Origin of the sequence: Bartonella sp. HY406 (assembly GCF_025449315.1) — a bacterium.
GTDB lineage: Bacteria > Pseudomonadota > Alphaproteobacteria > Rhizobiales > Rhizobiaceae > HY038.
This window is the reverse complement of the sequence record NZ_CP104893.1, coordinates 2,816,763-2,835,334: the sequence shown is the minus strand read 5'-3', so window position 1 is coordinate 2,835,334 and position 18,572 is coordinate 2,816,763. Positions and strand designations below refer to the sequence as shown.

Sequence of the window (18,572 nt, the reverse complement as noted above, 5' to 3'; positions counted from 1 at the left end):
TCGCATCTTGACCATGAGAAAAATTGGGAATGAGCAATAAACAAAGGATAAAAAAAATTTTATTCTTGAAAAAAAACTTTCATTGCCACCTCTAATTTGACTATATAAATAAAAATATAGAATTAATACATTTTCTATTAATCGGATTAGATTGTGACTTTTTAACGATATAGTATTGAAAGGTAGATTTTAAAATAAAAATATGCAATTGCAATCAAAAAAGCAACACGATTATTCATCATGTTGCTTGATTGTCTAAATGTGTATTATGGCGTTTTATAACTTAAAATTTTTCGCATTTAATGTCAGTTTGGCTTTCTAGCAATTGGGTAATTTCGTGCCAAGTTGGAGCAGCTTCGGAAGCGCCTTTTTTGGTGGTTGCTAAAGCACCAGCTGCACCTGCAATGCGGATAGCTTCATCAATAGCAAGACCATTAGCAAGGCCGGTTGCAAGGCCAGCATTAAAGCTGTCGCCTGCTGCCACACTATCAATCGCAGTCACTTTAAAGGGCGGTAAAAATCCACGTTCTTGCTTGGTGAAGTAGCAAACGCCTTCGCTTCCTAGTTTGATAATAGCAATATCAAGGCCACGGCTTAAAAAAACATCTGCCGCTTCTTGCGCCGATGCGCGGTCATGTGGGCGAATACCGGTGAGCTTTTCTGTTTCCGTTTCATTGGGGGTCATAACATGCGCAAGCTGATAAAGTTCATCGGGCAGGCTTTGCGGTGCAGGCGCTGGATCCATGATGATAATACCGCCTGCGTTTTTAACAATTTGTGCCGCTTTTAAAACCGTATCCATTGGTACTTCAAGCTGCATCATCAATACTTTGGCGTTTTCAATAACGGGTTTGATGCGATCCACATCATTGATGCCAAGTACCATATTGCTGCCGCCTGCAACAACAATGGTATTTTCACCGTTTTCGTTGATATTGATTGAGGCAATGCCGGTTATTTCAGTTGGGTGGACATTTAATCCGGCAAGATTGAGACTTGTTGCCTCTAGGTGAGCGCGCGCGTAGTTCCCCAAAGCGTCATCACCAATCCAACCCGCAAGGCGTACTTCAATACCGCTATCTTGTGTAATGCGGCTTGCTGCGACCGCTTGGTTAGCACCTTTACCACCAAGGCCCATGGCAAAGCTTTGCGCATGAATGGTTTCGCCCGCCTGTGGCAGTGCATTAACTCGGTTGGTCATATCAATGTTAATGCTGCCAAAAACCGCGATAGATGCTTTGGACATGGGCAATTCTCCTTGATGTGTCTAATGACTAGATCGATAAACGATTTTCTTTGTCTATATCTGTAAGGGCTTATTTTGTCTTGCTAAAAAATAAAGCTTTAAGTGGTTTTTCGCTTATAAGAAATGGTATCAAAACGTGCATTAAGCCCATCATAAAGCAGCAATCGCCCAATTAATGGCTGGCCAGCACCAGTGATAAGCTTAATCACTTCCATAGCTTGCAGCGAGCCAATAACGCCCGGTAGCGCCCCAACTACGCCTGCTTGGGCGCAGCTTGGCACTGTTCCTTCTGGCGGTTCTACGGGGAATAGATCACGGTAACGCGGATTATTATCCTTATAGGGCATTAATACTGTAACCGAGCCATCAAAGCGACCAATTGCGCCACTGACCAAAGGGCGACTTATATCTTCGCAAAGGTCTGCAAGAAGGTAACGGGTTGAAAAATTATCGCAACCATCAACGATGATATCGTAATTTTCAAGCAATTGACGACCATTTTGGTTGGTAAGTCGCACATTTATCGCATGTATAGTGCTATGGGGATTGATTCTTGTAAGAGCGGCTTTTGCGCTTGTTACCTTGTCCTCACCAATTTTATCGCTGTCATGAATAATTTGGCGTTGCAAATTGGATAATGATACATGATCATCATCAATAATGCCAATAGTGCCAATGCCTGCGGCAGCAAGATATTGCAATACTGGGCTACCAAGACCGCCGGCGCCAATAACCATGACTTTGGCAGCTTTTAGTCTTTGTTGGCCAAGGCCACCAATTTCGGGTAAAACAATATGACGGGCATAACGTGATATTTCATCATTGCTTAATTGAATTTCATTTTGTTGCGTCATAATCTACCCTTGAAATATTATATACGTCATACATTTTAAAAATGAATTTGCGGAGTATATATATTTTTACTATGGTTCGTCTTTTCTACTTGATTTTTGTAAAAATCAAGTGCGCTTACTATATTCAGCAACAATAGCATAATATAAGAAATTAGACCATTATTTTAGAAAATGGGTCATAAAAGGTAGGTTTCAATGATAATTGCTGTCCAGATGGATCATATAGCTTCCATAAATATAGCAGGTGATACGACTTTTGCTTTATGTCTTGAAGCGCAAAAACGCGGACATAGTCTTTTCCATTATACACCCGATCGCCTCTCCTTACGCGATGGTGAGGTGAGTGCGCGGGTTGAAGCGTTGAGCGTGCGTGATATTGTTGGCGACCATTTCACCCTTGGTGAAGCGCAGCGGACAAATTTGGCAGAAATGGATGTGGTTTTGCTTCGTCAAGACCCGCCTTTTGATATGAATTATATTACCACAACCCATATTTTAGAGCGAATCCATCCTAAAACTCTAGTTGTTAATGACCCTGCTTGGGTGCGAAATTCGCCAGAAAAAATATTTGTGACCGAATTTCCTGATTTGATGCCGCAAACATTAATTACTAAAGACCCGTTGGAAGTTGCGGCTTTTAGAGAAGAATTTGGTGATATTATTGTAAAGCCGCTTTATGGTAATGGTGGCGCTGGTGTATTCCATCTTAAAAAAGATGATCGTAATTTAAGCTCGCTTTTGGAAATGTTTGCACAAATGTTTCCCGAGCCCTTTATTGTTCAGCGCTATTTAAATGAAGTGCGCGGCGGCGATAAGCGCATTATTTTGATTGATGGCGAACCGGTTGGCGCAATTAATCGCGTGCCGTCTGAAAGCGATTCGCGCTCTAATATGCATGTTGGCGGCAGAGCTGAAAAGACTGAACTTACCAAGCGCGAGCAAGAAATTTGCGCGCGTATCGGTCCATCCTTGCGTGAACGAGGTTTTATTTTGGTTGGTATTGATGTTATCGGCGATTATATGACCGAAATCAATGTGACCTCACCTACCGGTGTACGTGAGGTTGCCAAATTTGGCGGCGCTGATATCGCAGCCTTGTTTTGGGATTGTGTGGAAAACAAGAAACGAGCATAAAAGCTTGTGAACTATTTTTAGTTCTTTTGGATAAAATATGACAATATTAATAGCGATATTATGCTAGGCGTAATATCGCTATTTTTGCCTTTGACGCTATTCGTGCGGCTAATATTGTCTTTTTATAGAATTTAAATAGTTGGATTATTACAATTCTTTCAGTTGGTTGGGTCTTTTTAGGCCTTTTGAAAATCTTAGGGGCAGTAAAAATTGGTTAACTATGAAGCGCCGTTTATTTTGTCATAAATAAATTCTATATGCGCACGGATTTCTTTAGTTGTTTACGAGCAAGTTATTGTTTCATATTGTTATTTTGAGAGTTTTTCTAAAATGCTACACACATTCTTGGTAAAATCAATTGTCATAAAACTGTAATAAACCTGTCATAGAACGGTAACAGCATCTTTTTAAATGGAACTACAACCTGATTAAAATGACTGTCAGGACATTTTCAGTCCATATGCAAGGAGTTCATGGATGAACAGATTGTTATCAACTGCTGCCGCTTTGGCATTTGCCGTTACTTTTGCTGCTGGTGCAGCGCAAGCCCGCGATCAAGTTCAAGTGGCTGGTTCTTCAACTGTTTTGCCTTATGCAAAAATCGTTGCTGAAACTTTTGGCGAAACATTCCCTAATTTTAAAACTCCTGTTATTGAATCAGGTGGTTCTGGTGCTGGCATTAAAGAATTTTGCCGTGGCGTTGGTGAAAACACCATTGATATTGCCAATGCGTCACGTGCTATGAAAACTAGCGAATTGGAATCTTGTATTGCTGCTGGCGTTACCGATGTGCAGGAAGTGCGTATTGGCTATGATGGTATTGTTTTTGCAACCGATATTGCTGGTCCAGATTGGAAATTGAAGCCAGTTGATGTTTATAAAGCCCTTGCAGCACAAGTTGTTGTTGATGGCAAATTGGTTGATAATAAGGCCACCAAATGGAATGAAGTAAATGCCGATCTTCCAGCTTGGGATATTGCTGCTTATATTCCTGGCGAAAAACACGGTACACGTGAAGTTTTTGAAGAAAAGCTTATGACCGAAGGTTGTAAGGAAAGCGGCGCATTGGATGCGATGAAGGCTGCTGGTATTGATGAAAAGGCTGCAAAGTCAGCTTGTATTGCTGTGCGTAAAGACGGTAAAGCCGTTGATATTGATGGTGATTATTCAGAAACTCTAGCACGTATTTCTGCTAATAAAACTGGTGTTGGCGTATTTGGTCTTGCTTTTTATGAAAACAATGCGGATCGCTTGAAAGTTGCAACAATTGATGGCATTTCACCATCGGTTGAAACCATTGCAAGTGGCGAATATCCAGTATCACGTCCATTGTTCTTCTATGTTAAGAAAGCGCATTTGGGTGTTATTCCTGGTCTTAAGGAATATGTAGAATTTTTCCTTGATGACCAAATGGTTGGCCCTGATGGTCCTTTGGCTGCTTATGGTCTTGTTGCAGCGCCTGAAAGCGAGCGTGAAGCACAACGTAAAGCATTTGAAGATGGTACAGTAATGGCTGTTAAGAAGTAATTTAAGTGATGAGTAGCCGGCGCGAAGATGTTTTCGCGCCGGATTTTTTTGGGAAAGGCGAGTGATGACTATTTCTTGGGTCATAATTGTTATTTTGGGTGTAGGCCTCTTAGGATATATTCTTAGTCGTTCGCGCTCCCTTGCCATTGAACGGAGCGGCGGTAAGCTTCATTCGCGGCCAAATTACTATGCGTGGTGGACGCTGTTATTGGCTATTGTTCCATCACTAATTTTATTAACTATTTGGGACGGGGGGGTAAAGGTCGCGCTAGAACAAAGCGTTTCATCTCAAATTCCTCAATCATCCGATATTGCATCATCACAGCCAGGAAATGTACAAAATCATAGCCTTATTATGGGTATGGTCCGCAATCTTGCAGATGGTTTTGTAAAAGCAGGCGGCGATTTAGATGCCTATAAATCCAATACATATGAAGATATCCGCAGAAAGTTTAACGAAAAAGGTATTTTTTTAGCCGAGCAAGGGCAAGATTATATGGTACCTTTGGCGGTTGATTGGGCGCAAAAGTCCAAAAATCTTTTTATGCTTGGTGATGTTTTTGCCGTATTGCTAACTATTGTTGGTTTTCTATATGGTTTAAATGGTGTTAAGGCTCAACAGCGCGCTCGAAACAAAGTTGAAAAAATGGTGCTAGTTGGTTTAATCCTAGCATCAGTTATTGCCGTTTTTACGACAGTTGGCATCGTGTTTTCAATGCTGTTCCAAACGATTTCTTTCTTTAAGTCAGTGCCGTTAAGTAATTTTTTCTTGGGTACGGTTTGGGATCCGCGTTTTTCGGCTGCAGGATCTGATGCAATCGGCCAGTTTGGTCTTTTACCTTTGCTCGCCGGTACTTTTTACATTGCTTTTGTCTCTATGCTTTTTGCGGTGCCCATTGGGCTTTTTGCCGCTATTTATATGTCAGAATATGCATCATCAAAGGTGCGCAGTGTTGTTAAGCCGCTTTTAGAAATTTTGGCTGGTATTCCAACAATTGTTTATGGTTTGTTTGCGCTTTTAACGGTTGGACCATTTTTGCGCGATATTTCAGCAGCACTTGCTGGTGGTCACGCCTTTATCATGTCGCAAAGTGTGTTAACTGCAGGTCTTGTGATGGGAATTATGCTTATTCCCTTCGTATCATCCCTATCCGATGATATTATTAACGCTGTTCCGCAAGCGATGCGTGATGGTTCTTATGGTTTAGGTGCTACCCAATCTGAAACAATCAAACGTGTGACATTACCTGCCGCCTTACCTGGTATTGTCGGCGCGTTACTTTTAACAGCGTCACGTGCGATTGGTGAAACGATGATTGTTGTTTTGGCCGCTGGTGTCGCGGCAAATATCTCAATAAACCCCTTTGAGCCAATGACTACGATTACGGTTAAAATCGTCAATCAGTTAACTGGTGACCTTGAGTTTAACTCACCACAAACGCTTGTTGCTTTTGCTCTCGGTATTACACTGTTTTTTATAACCCTTGTTATTAACATTTTTGCCCTTTACATTGTGCGCAAATATCGGGAGCAATATGAATGAGTGAGATCTCAATGAGTGCAGCCCCAAAACCACGCCGTGATATTGGTTTAAAAAAGCGCTATCGTGCCGAACGTCGTTTTAAGGCCTATGGCATATCAGCAATTGCAATTGGCATATTATTTCTTGTAATTTTGATGACCTCGATTCTATCAAATGGCTATACGGTTTTTGGGCAAACGACCATGATCCTATCTGTCAAACTTGATAAGGCGATTATCGATCCGAAAGATCAACGGGCGACTAATCCAAATGTTTTGCTGACGGCTAATTATCCGCTATTGGTTAGAAACTCATTGGCTGAACAGCTTGGCGTGTCCTTGGATGACCGTGCTAAATTGCGCCAGATTAATGCGATGTTTTCTGATGGTGTCCGTGTGCAATTGCGTGAAATGGTGACTAAGGATCCAAGCATTATCGGTTCAACCCAAACGGTAAAAGTATTAGCATCAAGTGATATCGACCAAGCCTATAAAGGCCATATTGATCTTTCTGCTCCTGAAACAAACCGGAAAGTAAGTGATCAGCAAGTTGCTTGGATGAATGAACTTGCTAAGGATGGTGCGCTATATAAAGCTTTTAATACTGGCTTCTTTATTAATCCACCATCAAGCCGTCCTGAAATGGCTGGGCTTGGTGTTGCTTTCATTGGTTCGCTTTATATGATGCTGATTGTGTTGGTACTTGCATTGCCAATTGGTGTTGCAGCAGCGATTTATTTAGAAGAATACGCAAGGAAAAATAAGTTTAACGATATTATTGAAGTAAACATCAATAATCTTGCTGCTGTTCCCTCTATTGTTTTTGGTCTGCTCGGTCTTGCCATTTTCATTAATGCTTGGGGCTTGCCGCGTTCGTCAGCTTTGGTTGGCGGCTTGGTTTTAACCTTGATGACATTGCCGACAATCATCATTGCAACACGTTCAGCCTTGCGTGCTGTTCCACCATCTATCCGCACAGCGGCTCTTGGTGTGGGTGCATCAAAAACCCAAATGGTTTTCCATCACGTGCTACCCTTGGCAGCACCTGGAGTACTAACGGGTACAATTATTGGCATGGCACGCGCTTTAGGTGAAACCGCACCATTATTGCTGATTGGTATGGTGGCGTTTGTTGCCAATTATCCGGTAACGCCTTTTGATCCTGCAACCGCATTGCCAGTACAAATCTTCATGTGGATTTCTGAAGCTGAACGTGGTTTTCAAGAACGCGCATGGGGTGGTATTATTGTTTTGCTTGCCTTTATGACTTTGATGAACATAACAGCCGTTATTTTGCGCCGCAGATTTGAGCGCCGTTGGTAGTGAGCAGTTGATACAAAACCAAATTTTAAGGTATTAAAGTGAATTTTTGACGTTAATTTTAGCCAGTTCGGGATAAACTAAAATTATATGGCAAATAGACTTTTAAAGGAAATGGCTGATGGAGCCCAAGATGAATATCAAAATGCGTGGACAAGATGTGCGGGTCTTTTATGGCGACAAGGAAGCGTTACATGGCGTAAATCTTGATGTGCCTGAAAACATGGTAACGGCCTTGATTGGGCCATCAGGTTGCGGTAAATCGACATTTCTTCGTTGCCTTAATCGTATGAATGATACCATTGACGGTGCACGCGTAACCGGTCTTTTAACCCTTGATAATGAGGATATTTATGATCCTAGTATTGACGTTGTAGAGCTACGCGCAAGGGTTGGTATGGTGTTCCAAAAGCCAAATCCTTTTCCAAAATCCATTTATGAAAATGTGGCCTATGGTCCGCGTATTCATGGTTTGGCTAAAAATGCAGCCGCGCTTGATGAAATCGTTGAAAAAAGTCTTATTAAAGCTGGTCTTTTTGAAGAGGTTAAAGATCGCTTGAAAGAGCCTGGAACGGGTCTTTCTGGTGGCCAACAGCAGCGTCTTTGCATTGCGCGTGCTATTGCAGTTAGCCCCGAGGTCATTTTGATGGATGAGCCATGCTCGGCGCTTGATCCGATTGCGACCGCCCGTATTGAGGAACTCATCGACGATTTACGCCAAAATTATACAATTGTTATTGTGACGCACTCGATGCAGCAAGCGGCGCGTGTTTCGCAATTTACTGCAATGTTCCATCTGGGTGATCTGGTCGAGGTTGGTGAAACTGAGATGATGTTTACATCGCCTAAGGAACAACGGACTCAAGATTATATTACGGGCCGTTTTGGCTGATTTATAAGGGATAAAGCTCATGCCTACGCATATTGTTCGCTCTTTCGATGAAGAATTGCAGTATTTAACCCAACGAATTGGCGAGATGGGTGGCTATGCGGAACGCATGGTGGAACGCTCGGTCGATGCTATTATTCGCGACGATTTAATGCTTGCTGATGAGGTTGTAGCGGAAGATCGTATTCTTGATGAAGCTGAACGCGAAATTGACGAACGTGCAGTGACAATCATTGCTAAGCGCCAACCAATGGCGATTGATTTGCGTGAAGTTGTTGGCGCTATTCGCATTGCTGCCGACTTGGAGCGCGTTGGTGACATGGCGAAGAATATTGGCAAGCGTGCTGCAGCGATTTCTGAAAATCGTCAACCAACTTCGTTTTATCGTGGCTTGGAAAATTTCGCGTCTCTTGCTGTAAACCAGTTGAAAGAGGTCCTTGATGCCTATTCCATGCGCTCGCTCGAGCGCATTGATATTGTGCGCAAGAAAGACGAAGAGCTTGATGCTATCTATACATCGCTTTTCCGTGAATTGTTGACCTATATGATGGAAGATCCGCGCAATATTACGGCTTGTACGCATTTATTATTCTGCGCCAAGAATATTGAACGCATTGGCGATCATGCGACCAATATTGCTGAGACGGTTCATTATATCATCAGTGGTAATTATCCGACCAATGAACGACACCGCGAAGATTTAACTCATACTTTGGTGACGGAAGAATTGGAACAAAAATAAGACTTTGGTTTCATATTGGGGGAGTGGACTTTTCCCATATAAGGATTAAGGGTGATAATAGAATTATCAGCTCGTTAAAATGTTAGAGTGAATAATCACCCTTAATAGGCCTAAAATATTAGATTTTTAGACGTGATATCCATGAGGGGGATCACGAACAATATTGTTATGGCATGTCACAGCATAAATACCTGTGAAAAATTATATTGAGCCATAGAATTATTGTATGTTTGATTAACCACTCATGGTTTTTTGTGAGGGACGTGGAAAATATGGCGCGAGTACCAGAAGTTGCGGTTGTTGAAGATGAAGATGCACTAACAATCTTATTGCGCTACAATCTTGAAGCTGAGGGCTATAAGGTGCGAGTCATTATGCGGGGAGATGACGCCGAGTTCGAGTTGGAGGAAAACCGACCTGACCTTGTTTTGCTGGATTGGATGTTACCTGGACTATCTGGCATAGAATTATGCCGCCGCTTGCGCCAGCGTGATTCAACCGCTCATTTGCCGATTATTATGTTAACCGCGCGCGGCGAAGAAAATGAGCGTGTACGCGGATTATCGGTTGGCGCTGATGATTATGTGACTAAGCCTTTTTCAATACCAGAATTAATGGCACGCGTTAAAGCATTATTGCGGCGGGTTAATCCAAGTACTTTGGCGCATGTTTTGTCCAATAATGATTTAACTCTTGATCGACAACAGCACCGCGTTTTTTTCAAAGATGTTGAAGTAAAACTAGGGCCGACAGAATTTCGCTTGCTTGAGTTTTTTATGATGGCACCTGGTCGCGTCTTTACGCGAACGCAATTATTAGATGCAGTGTGGGGCAATGATAATTTTGTTGATGACCGTACGGTCGATGTTCATATTCGCCGGTTGCGTAAAGCGATTAATATTGGTGAAAAAGATCTTATTCGCACAGTGCGTGGCACTGGTTATTCCTTCGGATAAGTGCTTGAGCAACAGATTTTTGCTACGTTAAAATTGCATAATTTGTTTTAGAATTGGATTAAATATGTGGATGTTAACTCTTTCTTAAACATAAGAACATGTTTTAGCATTGGTTTTGTAGCGCAGTGCTGTCATTAACTTTTATTTAGGAACATAACGCCAAAATTGAGTATAAAGCGATTATATTGCGTTGATTTGGTGTTTTTTATGACAAAATTGCCATTTTGCCTTTTTTTCGCCATATATATTACGATTGTGTAATCCGGCACTATGCCTTGGATAAATTAAAGAGTGAGAAGTCTATTGCGGTTTTCAATTAAAGCGAAATGGATGGCACTGGTGGGAGTATTGCTTGCTCCGCTTGTTGTTACAGGTTGTTCCAATAGTGGGAAGAGCATTGCAAGCCTTGGTGGTGAAAAGACCTATTCTTACCCATTAAGTGAGCGCACTTGTTTAGAGCGCGCAATGTTTTTTGAGTCTAACCGTTCTAGCCGTGAAGGTATGATTGCTGTTGGTACTGTGGTTATGAACCGCGTTAATTCAAGTCATTATCCAAAGACCATTTGTGCCGTAGTTGGTCAGCCTAAGCAATTTGCGCCAGGCGTATTGACCCGTCCAATGAATTCTAAGGCTATGCCTGATGTTCAAGCTGCTGCTGATGCCGTATTGCGCGGTGAACGCCACCAAAAATTGAAGAATGCTATGTTCTTCCATACTGCTGGTCTTAAATTCCCTTATCGCAATATGCATTATACTTTGGTTGCCGGTGGCAATGCGTTTTATGAAAAACGTGGCCGCGATGGCAATTTGCAGCTTGCAGTTAATGATCAGCCTTATAATGTTGCTTTAGCCTTTGCTCAGGAAAAGAGCGGCGCAGCGCCAAAATTTGATCGCGTTATCCGTCAAGAAGCTGAAACTCGTAGCGAAGCCATTGCAGTTGCCCAAAACATTGAAACAGCTAAGCCTGTTGCAATGCAGCAAGTTGCTATGCGTGAAGCTGCACCAATCGCTAGTCAATCACAAACTCATGCAGTGCGACAGGATGCGGTTGCAGCAATTATCGAGCATGTCCCCGTGCCAATGCCATCGCCGCGTGCCGAGCATGAAGAGACTGTTGCCCTTGGTTATGCAATTCCTGAAGCCCGTCATGCTGATGTCATCGGTGCCATGTTATTGCGACAGCAAAACCAATAATATTAAGATTTAATGGTTATCGTTTTTTAAAGGGCGCTTTAAGCGCCCTTTAATTTATTAAAAACATTTTCATAATGGATAAAATGAATAAACTATTGCCCGCCTATTAATTTTACATCTCATTTGATAGTTGTAATATTAATTTAACAACTCAACGACTTTTGCTAAGGTTTAAGCGAAATTATAATGCATGAATTCGCTTTTTGATAAATTGCAAAGTGATAGCTGTGCCAATATGTGGTGCGCTCAATATCCCATAGTAGAACTGTATATGCGTGCTGAAAATGCGTTTATTGCAATATATAGTTAGAAAAATAATGATAATTATGAGCGAATCTAACGGCGATTTAGAAATATAGGACGAGGATGTAAGCATGCAAAATAAGATGGTTCGCAGACTTGTTTTAAAAGGTAGTGCCGCTTTAACGCTATTATCTTTGACACCTAGTTTCGGTATTTCAACTACTAACAAGGCTGGCTCTTTTGGCTGTTCTGCGCCAGAAAAATTAAATGAAGAAGATTTATCAAACTCGAAATCTTTGAAAGATAAAGAGCCTAAGCGAGCCATGGTCTATTGGCTTTATACAAAAGATGGTAGTAGCGTGGCGCAAGCTGATATTCACCAAGAAATTTATCGCAAACGTTTAATAGGATCAACGGCTGTCAGCCATAAAATCGCAGTTTAAGCTCGTATATAATAACGTTTGTTTTTAACCATTCTTAAACTTGTTGACTCATGGATTTAATGCAGTGGATTGCTAATTGTCTTCGGCTAAATATATAACCTAACAAAAGCCTTTGATCAAAAACGCCCTATTTTCATATGGTGTTTTGAATGCAATCTATACGTTATTGTGCGTAAATTCCAAATGGTAGAAACTTTGTAGCAAAAAAATGCCCTGAATTTTCATTCAGGGCATTTTAATAAATAAAGATAATGTTTAATTAGACCTGACGCTCGACCATTAATTTCTTAATTTCGGCAATTGCCTTGGCAGGATTAAGGCCTTTAGGGCAGGTTTGCGTACAGTTCATAATGGTATGGCAGCGATAAAGCCGGAAGGGATCTTCAAGCTTATCAAGGCGGTCACCAGTTGCTTCATCGCGTGAATCTGCAATCCAACGATAGGCCTGCAATAGAACTGAGGGCCCCAGATAACGGTCACCATTCCACCAATAGCTTGGGCAAGATGTTTGGCAGCAAGCACATAAAATGCACTCATAAAGCCCATCAAGTTTCAATCGGTCATCATGGCTTTGTAGCCATTCTTTTTCAGGGGTTGGCGATACGGTTTGTAACCAAGGCTCGATCAAACGATGCTGGGCATAGAAACGATTAAGATCTGGTACCAGATCCTTGACCACTGGCATTGAAGGCAATGGATAGACCTTAATTGGGTGCTTAACTTCATCCATGCCGGTAATACAAGCAAGGGTGTTAGAGCCATCAATATTCATGGCGCATGAACCGCAAATACCTTCACGGCAAGAACGGCGTAGCGTTAAAGTCGGGTCAACATGATTTTTGATGTATAAAAGACCATCCAAAATCATTGGCCCGCATGAATCGCGATCCACATAAAAAGTGTCAAGGCGTGGATTTTCGCCATCATCTGGCGACCAACGATAAATGCGAAATTCCGTTAAGTTCTGGTTTTGCTCTGGCTTTGGCCAGACCTTGCCTTTCTTAACCGTAGAATTTTTGGGAAGGGTCATTTGAACCATAATTTTGCTCCCCTAGTAAACGCGCTTCTTAGGCGCGATTTTCTTTGGATCAATACCACCATCTTCATAGCGGGTAAGTGGATCCACATGCACAGCACGATAGGAAAGACTAACTTCGCCTTCCGGTGAAAGATGAGATAGTGTATGCTTACGCCAGTTGACATCATCGCGATCTGGGAAGTCTTCACGGGCATGAGCGCCCCGGCTTTCCTTACGTGCAACAGCCGAGTAAACGGTACAAATTGCATTGGCCATCAGATTATCAAGTTCCAATGTTTCCATCAAATCTGAATTCCAGATCATCGAGCGGTCTGTCACTTTCACATCTGGTAATTCTTTCCAGATAGCAGAAATACGTTCGCAACCACTTACTAGCGAATCTTCTTGACGGAAAACAGCCGCATCTTCCTGCATGGCGCGTTGCATCTTGTCACGTAGCTCGGCTGTCGGGATTGAGCCATTGGCAAAACGAATGCGGTCAAAGCGTTCCATGATTTTGTCACAAGCTTCAATATTAAGCTCAGGAATTGGACCATCGCGGTCAATTACTTTTGCAGCCCGCAAAGCGGCAGCACGACCAAAAACCACCAAATCGATAAGCGAGTTAGAGCCAAGACGATTGGCACCATGAACTGAAGCGCAACCTGCTTCACCCACTGCCATTAGGCCTGGTTGAACGCGATCATTATCTTCTTCAGTTGGATTTAACACTTCGCCCCAATAATTGGTTGGAATACCGCCCATATTATAGTGAACGGTTGGCAATACTGGAATTGGGTCTTTGGTAAGATCAACACCAGCGAAAATACGGGCTGATTCAGAAATACCAGGTAAGCGTTCATGAAGAATAGCTGGATCAATGTGGCTAAGAACGAGAAAAATATGGTCTTTCTTTGGACCAACGCCACGTCCTTCGCGAATTTCAATGGTCATGCAGCGTGATACAACGTCACGCGATGCGAGATCCTTGAAAGATGGCGCATAACGCTCCATAAAGCGCTCACCCTCAGAGTTGATGAGATACCCGCCTTCACCGCGTGCGCCTTCAGTAATCAAACAGCCAGAGCCGTAAATACCCGTTGGGTGGAATTGTACAAATTCCATATCCTGCAAAGGAAGACCTGCACGTGCAACCATGCCGCCGCCATCACCAGTACAGGTATGGGCAGAAGTTGCTGAGAAGTAAGCGCGGCCATAACCACCAGTTGCTAACACAACCATCTTGGCAGAAAAACGGTGAATTGTACCGTCATCAAGGTTCCAAGCCACAACGCCAGTACAAACACCGTCGGTCATGATGAGATCAAGTGCGAAATATTCAATGAAAAATTGCGCATTATGTTTTAGGCTTTGGCCATAAAGCGTATGTAAAATAGCGTGGCCAGTACGGTCGGCAGCCGCGCAAGTACGCTGCACGGGTGGGCCTTCACCAAATTCAGTGGTATGGCCACCAAAGGGGCGTTGATAAATCTTGCCTTCTTCGGTACGCGAGAATGGCACGCCATAATGTTCAAGCTCATAAACCGCAGCAGGTGCTTGACGGGTGAGATATTCCATCGCATCCATGTCGCCAAGCCAGTCAGAGCCCTTGATGGTGTCATACATGTGCCATTGCCAGTTATCAGGTCCCATATTGGATAGGGATGCTGCAATGCCGCCCTGTGCGGCTACTGTGTGCGAGCGGGTTGGGAACACCTTGGTAATACAAGCGGTTTTAAAACCTTGCTCGGCCATGCCCAAGGTTGCACGCAAACCAGAGCCACCAGCGCCAACAACAATAACATCGAACTCGTGGTCGATATATTGATAGGATTTTTTATCCTGCGCTGCCGAAGCATTTGAATTATTACTTGCCATGGAATTTAACCTCCCAAAGCGATTTTTACGAGTGCAAAAAGGCAGGCTGCACCCATAATGAAACAAAAGAAAATATTAAGCGATAGGATAAAAACGCGGAGATAATGATTAGGGAAATAATCCTCAATAATTACCTGCATGCCTAATTTCATATGATAAATGCCAGCAATAACCATTACTGCCATAACAACTGCAATAATCGGGTTTGATAAATAGCTGATAACGGTTGCATAATCTTTACCAACCAACATGATGAGCAAGATGATAAAGAAAATAAATAGCGGCACATTTGCAAAGGCTGTCAAACGTTGGCGCCAAAAATGGTCAGTACCATGTTTAGCGGAGCCAAGACCAATGCTTTTATTAAGCGGTGTTCTAAAATCTTTCATCACACCCTCCTAGCGCACAATATAGCCGACAATCCAAATAAGGAGTGTCAGAACAATTGAAACTACAATGGTTGACCAAGCCGTTTTGGTGGCTAAGTTTTTCTCTAAAAGAGCAGGGTTGGTATCCCAGAATAAATGGCGCACACCACCAACGAGATGGTGAACAAGTGCCAAAGTATAAAGGAATAGTACCGTGCGCCCTAAAAATGAGCCAAAGAGCCAATTAACTTTTTCAAAAGCAACTTCACCCATTGATGCTGAAATAATCCAAGCAGCAAATAAAAATGTGCCGAAATAAAGCGCGCCACCTGTCGCGCGATGGGCAATAGACATTGCCATCGTAATCGGCCAACGGTAAATCTGAACGTGGGGTGAAAGAGGCCGTCCAGAAGGTGTCGTATCTGTCATGAGCGTTCCTGACCTGACATGTGATCGTGATATTGCAAAAAACAATATCGGCAAAATAATGAATCCGTTTCCATTCTCTAAAGAATCAAAACAGCTTTTTCTGCCGTGTAAGAAAAAATTCTCACACATTCGACCGACTGCCTGATGAAGCGGATTAAAGGTCACGTTCACGGGCGTACGGCTTGGCAACGGCGCAAAACGCCGCTCAGCTTGCTTTGCTTCTAATGCGGAATTTGATTCACGTCAAAGCAAGAAAGCATTTTTTCGATCAAAAGATTGAGAAAATAGAAAAAAATGTGTAAAAATATAGTTTTAATCGTTTGAAAAACTTGATTAAAATTTGAAGGTTTTTTAGTTTTTTATTAAAAAACGACTCAATTCGATTCTCTTATATTTTCCTATTATTCAAAAAATGGTTTTCCATCTTTTACCCAACCTCCAATGATGAGAATATAAAGGTCATTTCGTGGTGTATAATTTTTGGCTTTCATTTCAAATTGGGTAGATCCAATTTTTTTGACATTTTTACCGCAAAAGGTAACAATGGCATCGGGATCGCCTTTGTCCACGACCAAGCGAAAATCACCAATGGTTCCACCTGCCCAATTGCCTCCAGTTTTTAAAATATAGCCAATGTCGTCATATAAGGCATCTAGACCCTGTTTTTGTTTTTTTGCCATTGCATTGAAAAATCCGCGATCGGGGCAATACTCGCTCGTCGCCATTTCGGTTAAATTTTGTACTGGATTTAATACAGCGCTACCAGTAATTGGCCTGTATTCATGGCGGACTTTAATTTTTTTATTTGCTGGAAAATTTTGATGCCAGTAATAGGTTATTTGAAAAACTTCCTGATCTGCATGTTCATTAAAGCCTAATGTTTTTTGCTTATTATAGTCGGTTTTGACCCGTTTGCCTTCAACAAAGGTTTTAAAATCAACGAAGTTATCACCAATTTCATCAGGCGTTGCTGTTACTCCAGCGCCTGTATCACTTTCCGGCTCGACGGGGTGGGGCGGTAAGGGAAAAGCAACAATGGTATTAATATCGCGGTTAGATTTGTTTTCAAAAACATAGTTGACGATAATTTTGTCTGCAGAAATATAAAGATCTTCGGAGAACATGGAGATATTTTCAAGCTTTTGCAAGACAAGACCACCACCAACCAGTTTAGCCCCGCTATCATTAGCCTCTGTCATTGTTGGAAAATAAACCAAGCTTGCTGTAAATGCTAAAAGCTTAAATAGAGTATATATTGGTTTCATAAAATCACTTTTAAAATGCGATTATTCGTCATCACATTGTTTTTCTAAATTCATTTACAAAAAATATAACCGTAGCCGTTGGTTTGGTGGAGACAATATTAATAAAACCGACCCAATGATTGATGAGGTGTCAATTGTTAGTTTGACCATATGTTATTGAGAAGTGATTTCAATCAATAGCCCATCAAGATTGCAAAGTGATTCACATAAATTTATTAGAAAATACGCAAGATAAAATGGTTTTTGCGCAAATTTGGATGCGGAAAAGCAAAAATATGAAAAAATATATATGCATTTTTTACATTAAACCGATTTAAAAGTGCTTTGAATAAAATTTAAATTTGACACGAGTAAAAATTTACCCTTACACTCAGCATCGTGAGAAGCAGAGGAGTTGGCGGATTTTATTAAAGGCGTTTTTTCGCCGACCAAATTAAGTTATTGGATGTTTTTAGTAAGCTATTTTAGCGAAATTCAGCAATTACAATTCTTTAATTACAATGGTTTGGCATATAAAAAGCTTTTTAAAAAATCGGACTCATATTTAAGCTGTTCTGATGCTTTGGTTGTCCAAATGTTTGGGATTATCCAAATGTCTGGATGTCTTTAATGATCGCAAATGCGTTTCGTGCAAATATTATGGAGATTTACATGGGGTTTAAAAAGACAATCTTTACATTGATGTTAAGTGCAGCAGCTTGCTTTACGTCAAATGCTTTTGCAGATGGTATTGGTGCTTCACTCCTTACCCAGCAGCATCCATTTTATATTGAACTTGCAGATGCTATGAAAGCTGAAGCCAAGGAAAAAAATGTCGCATTGGAAGTAAGCATCGCTAACCAAGATCTTAACAAGCAATTATCCGATGTTGAAGATTTTATCACCAAAGGCGTTGACGTTATCATAATTTCACCGGTTGACAGTAAAGGCGTTTATGCGGCAATTGCAAAAGCCAATGCCGCTGGCATCAAGGTAATTACGGTAGATGTTCCTGCCGCGGAAGGTGATGTTGTTTCTCATATTGGTACCGATAATTATACTGGCGGCGTTAAAGCTGGTGAATTGATGGCCAAGATCCTTGATGGCAAGGGTGAAGTTGCAATCATCGATTATCCAACCGTGCAGTCGGTTGTAAACCGTATCGAAGGCTTTAAAAAAGCGCTTGAAAGCTATCCTGATATCAAAATTGTTGCTCAACAAGCAGGCATCACTCGTGCCGATGCTTTGTCTGTGGCGCAAAACATCCTTCAAGCCAATAATAATATTACTGGTATTTTCGGCTTTGGTGATGATGCTGCCCTAGCCGCAGCTGTTGCCGTTAAAGCTGCGAATATGAGTGATAAGGTTGCTGTTATCGGCTTTGATGGCATGAAAGAAGCGCGCGATGCAGTTGATAGTGATCCAGTAATGGTGGGCGTCATTCAACAGTTCCCTGATCAAATGGGTAAACTTGCCGTTGATACGGCTGTAAAAGTCATTGCTGGCGAAGAAGTACCTGCTGAGCAGCCAATCGTTCCTGGTGTTTATACAAAGCAGAAATAGGTT

At 41.9% G+C, this 18,572-nt stretch carries 17 protein-coding genes; 10 read left to right on the top strand and 7 right to left on the bottom strand.

Going from position 1 to position 18,572, the window contains the following annotated elements; all coding sequences use genetic code 11:
• Positions 1 to 283 precede the first annotated feature (283 nt).
• Positions 284 to 1,246 (bottom strand): ribokinase, encoded by a 963-nt coding sequence (rbsK, locus tag N6B01_RS12060; protein WP_262078963.1) that lies wholly within the window; start codon positions 1,244 to 1,246, stop codon positions 284 to 286.
• Between the two features lie 98 nt (positions 1,247 to 1,344).
• Entirely contained in the window at positions 1,345 to 2,100 is a 756-nt protein-coding gene (locus tag N6B01_RS12055; RefSeq protein ID WP_262078961.1) for a molybdopterin-synthase adenylyltransferase MoeB, read from the bottom strand.
• Between the two features lie 195 nt (positions 2,101 to 2,295).
• Between N6B01_RS12055 and gshB the strand changes: the two genes are divergently transcribed.
• The 9 genes from gshB to N6B01_RS12010 all read left to right on the top strand — a co-directional run bounded on the left by gshB (position 2,296) and on the right by N6B01_RS12010 (position 12,069).
• On the top strand, positions 2,296 to 3,234 hold the full coding sequence (gene gshB / locus N6B01_RS12050) for a glutathione synthase (protein ID WP_262078960.1): 939 nt from the start codon (positions 2,296 to 2,298) through the stop codon (positions 3,232 to 3,234).
• A gap of 477 nt (positions 3,235 to 3,711) precedes the next feature.
• Positions 3,712 to 4,761, top strand: a complete 1,050-nt coding sequence (locus N6B01_RS12045; protein WP_182418002.1) for a substrate-binding domain-containing protein — start codon at positions 3,712 to 3,714, stop codon at positions 4,759 to 4,761.
• A gap of 64 nt (positions 4,762 to 4,825) precedes the next feature.
• Positions 4,826 to 6,304 (top strand): phosphate ABC transporter permease subunit PstC, encoded by a 1,479-nt coding sequence (pstC, locus tag N6B01_RS12040; protein WP_262078959.1) that lies wholly within the window; start codon positions 4,826 to 4,828, stop codon positions 6,302 to 6,304.
• Positions 6,301 to 7,605, top strand: a complete 1,305-nt coding sequence (gene pstA / locus N6B01_RS12035) for a phosphate ABC transporter permease PstA (RefSeq protein ID WP_262078958.1) — start codon at positions 6,301 to 6,303, stop codon at positions 7,603 to 7,605. Before pstC ends, pstA begins: the two co-directional genes overlap by 4 nt.
• A gap of 130 nt (positions 7,606 to 7,735) precedes the next feature.
• Positions 7,736 to 8,494, top strand: coding sequence for a phosphate ABC transporter ATP-binding protein PstB (gene pstB / locus N6B01_RS12030; protein WP_182417999.1), 759 nt, complete (start codon positions 7,736 to 7,738; stop codon positions 8,492 to 8,494).
• Between the two features lie 19 nt (positions 8,495 to 8,513).
• Entirely contained in the window at positions 8,514 to 9,233 is a 720-nt protein-coding gene (gene phoU, locus N6B01_RS12025) for a phosphate signaling complex protein PhoU (protein WP_182417998.1), read from the top strand.
• 272 nt (positions 9,234 to 9,505) lie between these two features.
• Positions 9,506 to 10,189: a phosphate regulon transcriptional regulator PhoB gene (gene phoB, locus N6B01_RS12020; RefSeq protein WP_182417997.1), complete on the top strand. Its 684-nt coding sequence runs from the start codon at positions 9,506 to 9,508 to the stop codon at positions 10,187 to 10,189.
• 330 nt (positions 10,190 to 10,519) lie between these two features.
• On the top strand, positions 10,520 to 11,383 hold the full coding sequence (locus tag N6B01_RS12015; RefSeq protein WP_262078955.1) for a cell wall hydrolase: 864 nt from the start codon (positions 10,520 to 10,522) through the stop codon (positions 11,381 to 11,383).
• Between the two features lie 374 nt (positions 11,384 to 11,757).
• Positions 11,758 to 12,069 (top strand): hypothetical protein, encoded by a 312-nt coding sequence (locus tag N6B01_RS12010; RefSeq protein ID WP_262078954.1) that lies wholly within the window; start codon positions 11,758 to 11,760, stop codon positions 12,067 to 12,069.
• Between the two features lie 259 nt (positions 12,070 to 12,328).
• Here the strand turns inward: N6B01_RS12010 and N6B01_RS12005 are convergent, their stop codons facing one another.
• From N6B01_RS12005 to N6B01_RS11985, 5 genes are all read right to left on the bottom strand, one after another.
• The gene (locus N6B01_RS12005) at positions 12,329 to 13,108 is read right to left on the bottom strand and encodes a succinate dehydrogenase iron-sulfur subunit (protein WP_262078953.1); all 780 of its coding nucleotides are present in this window, start codon (positions 13,106 to 13,108) and stop codon (positions 12,329 to 12,331) included.
• A gap of 12 nt (positions 13,109 to 13,120) precedes the next feature.
• Positions 13,121 to 14,965 (bottom strand): succinate dehydrogenase flavoprotein subunit, encoded by a 1,845-nt coding sequence (gene sdhA / locus N6B01_RS12000; RefSeq protein ID WP_262078952.1) that lies wholly within the window; start codon positions 14,963 to 14,965, stop codon positions 13,121 to 13,123.
• 5 nt (positions 14,966 to 14,970) lie between these two features.
• Positions 14,971 to 15,354 carry a succinate dehydrogenase, hydrophobic membrane anchor protein gene (gene sdhD / locus N6B01_RS11995; protein WP_182417992.1) on the bottom strand — a complete coding sequence of 128 codons (384 nt, stop codon included), beginning with the start codon at positions 15,352 to 15,354 and terminating at the stop codon, positions 14,971 to 14,973.
• 9 nt (positions 15,355 to 15,363) lie between these two features.
• Positions 15,364 to 15,762, bottom strand: coding sequence for a succinate dehydrogenase, cytochrome b556 subunit (gene sdhC / locus N6B01_RS11990; RefSeq protein ID WP_262078950.1), 399 nt, complete (start codon positions 15,760 to 15,762; stop codon positions 15,364 to 15,366).
• 401 nt (positions 15,763 to 16,163) lie between these two features.
• A complete protein-coding gene (locus N6B01_RS11985) occupies positions 16,164 to 17,027 on the bottom strand; it encodes a DUF4424 family protein (protein WP_262078949.1) in 864 nt (287 codons plus the stop codon).
• Positions 17,028 to 17,708: 681 nt separating this feature from the next.
• On the opposite strand from N6B01_RS11985, the gene N6B01_RS11980 reads away from it, so the two are divergent.
• Positions 17,709 to 18,569 (top strand): substrate-binding domain-containing protein, encoded by an 861-nt coding sequence (locus tag N6B01_RS11980; RefSeq protein ID WP_262080665.1) that lies wholly within the window; start codon positions 17,709 to 17,711, stop codon positions 18,567 to 18,569.
• Positions 18,570 to 18,572: the final 3 nt, after the last annotated feature.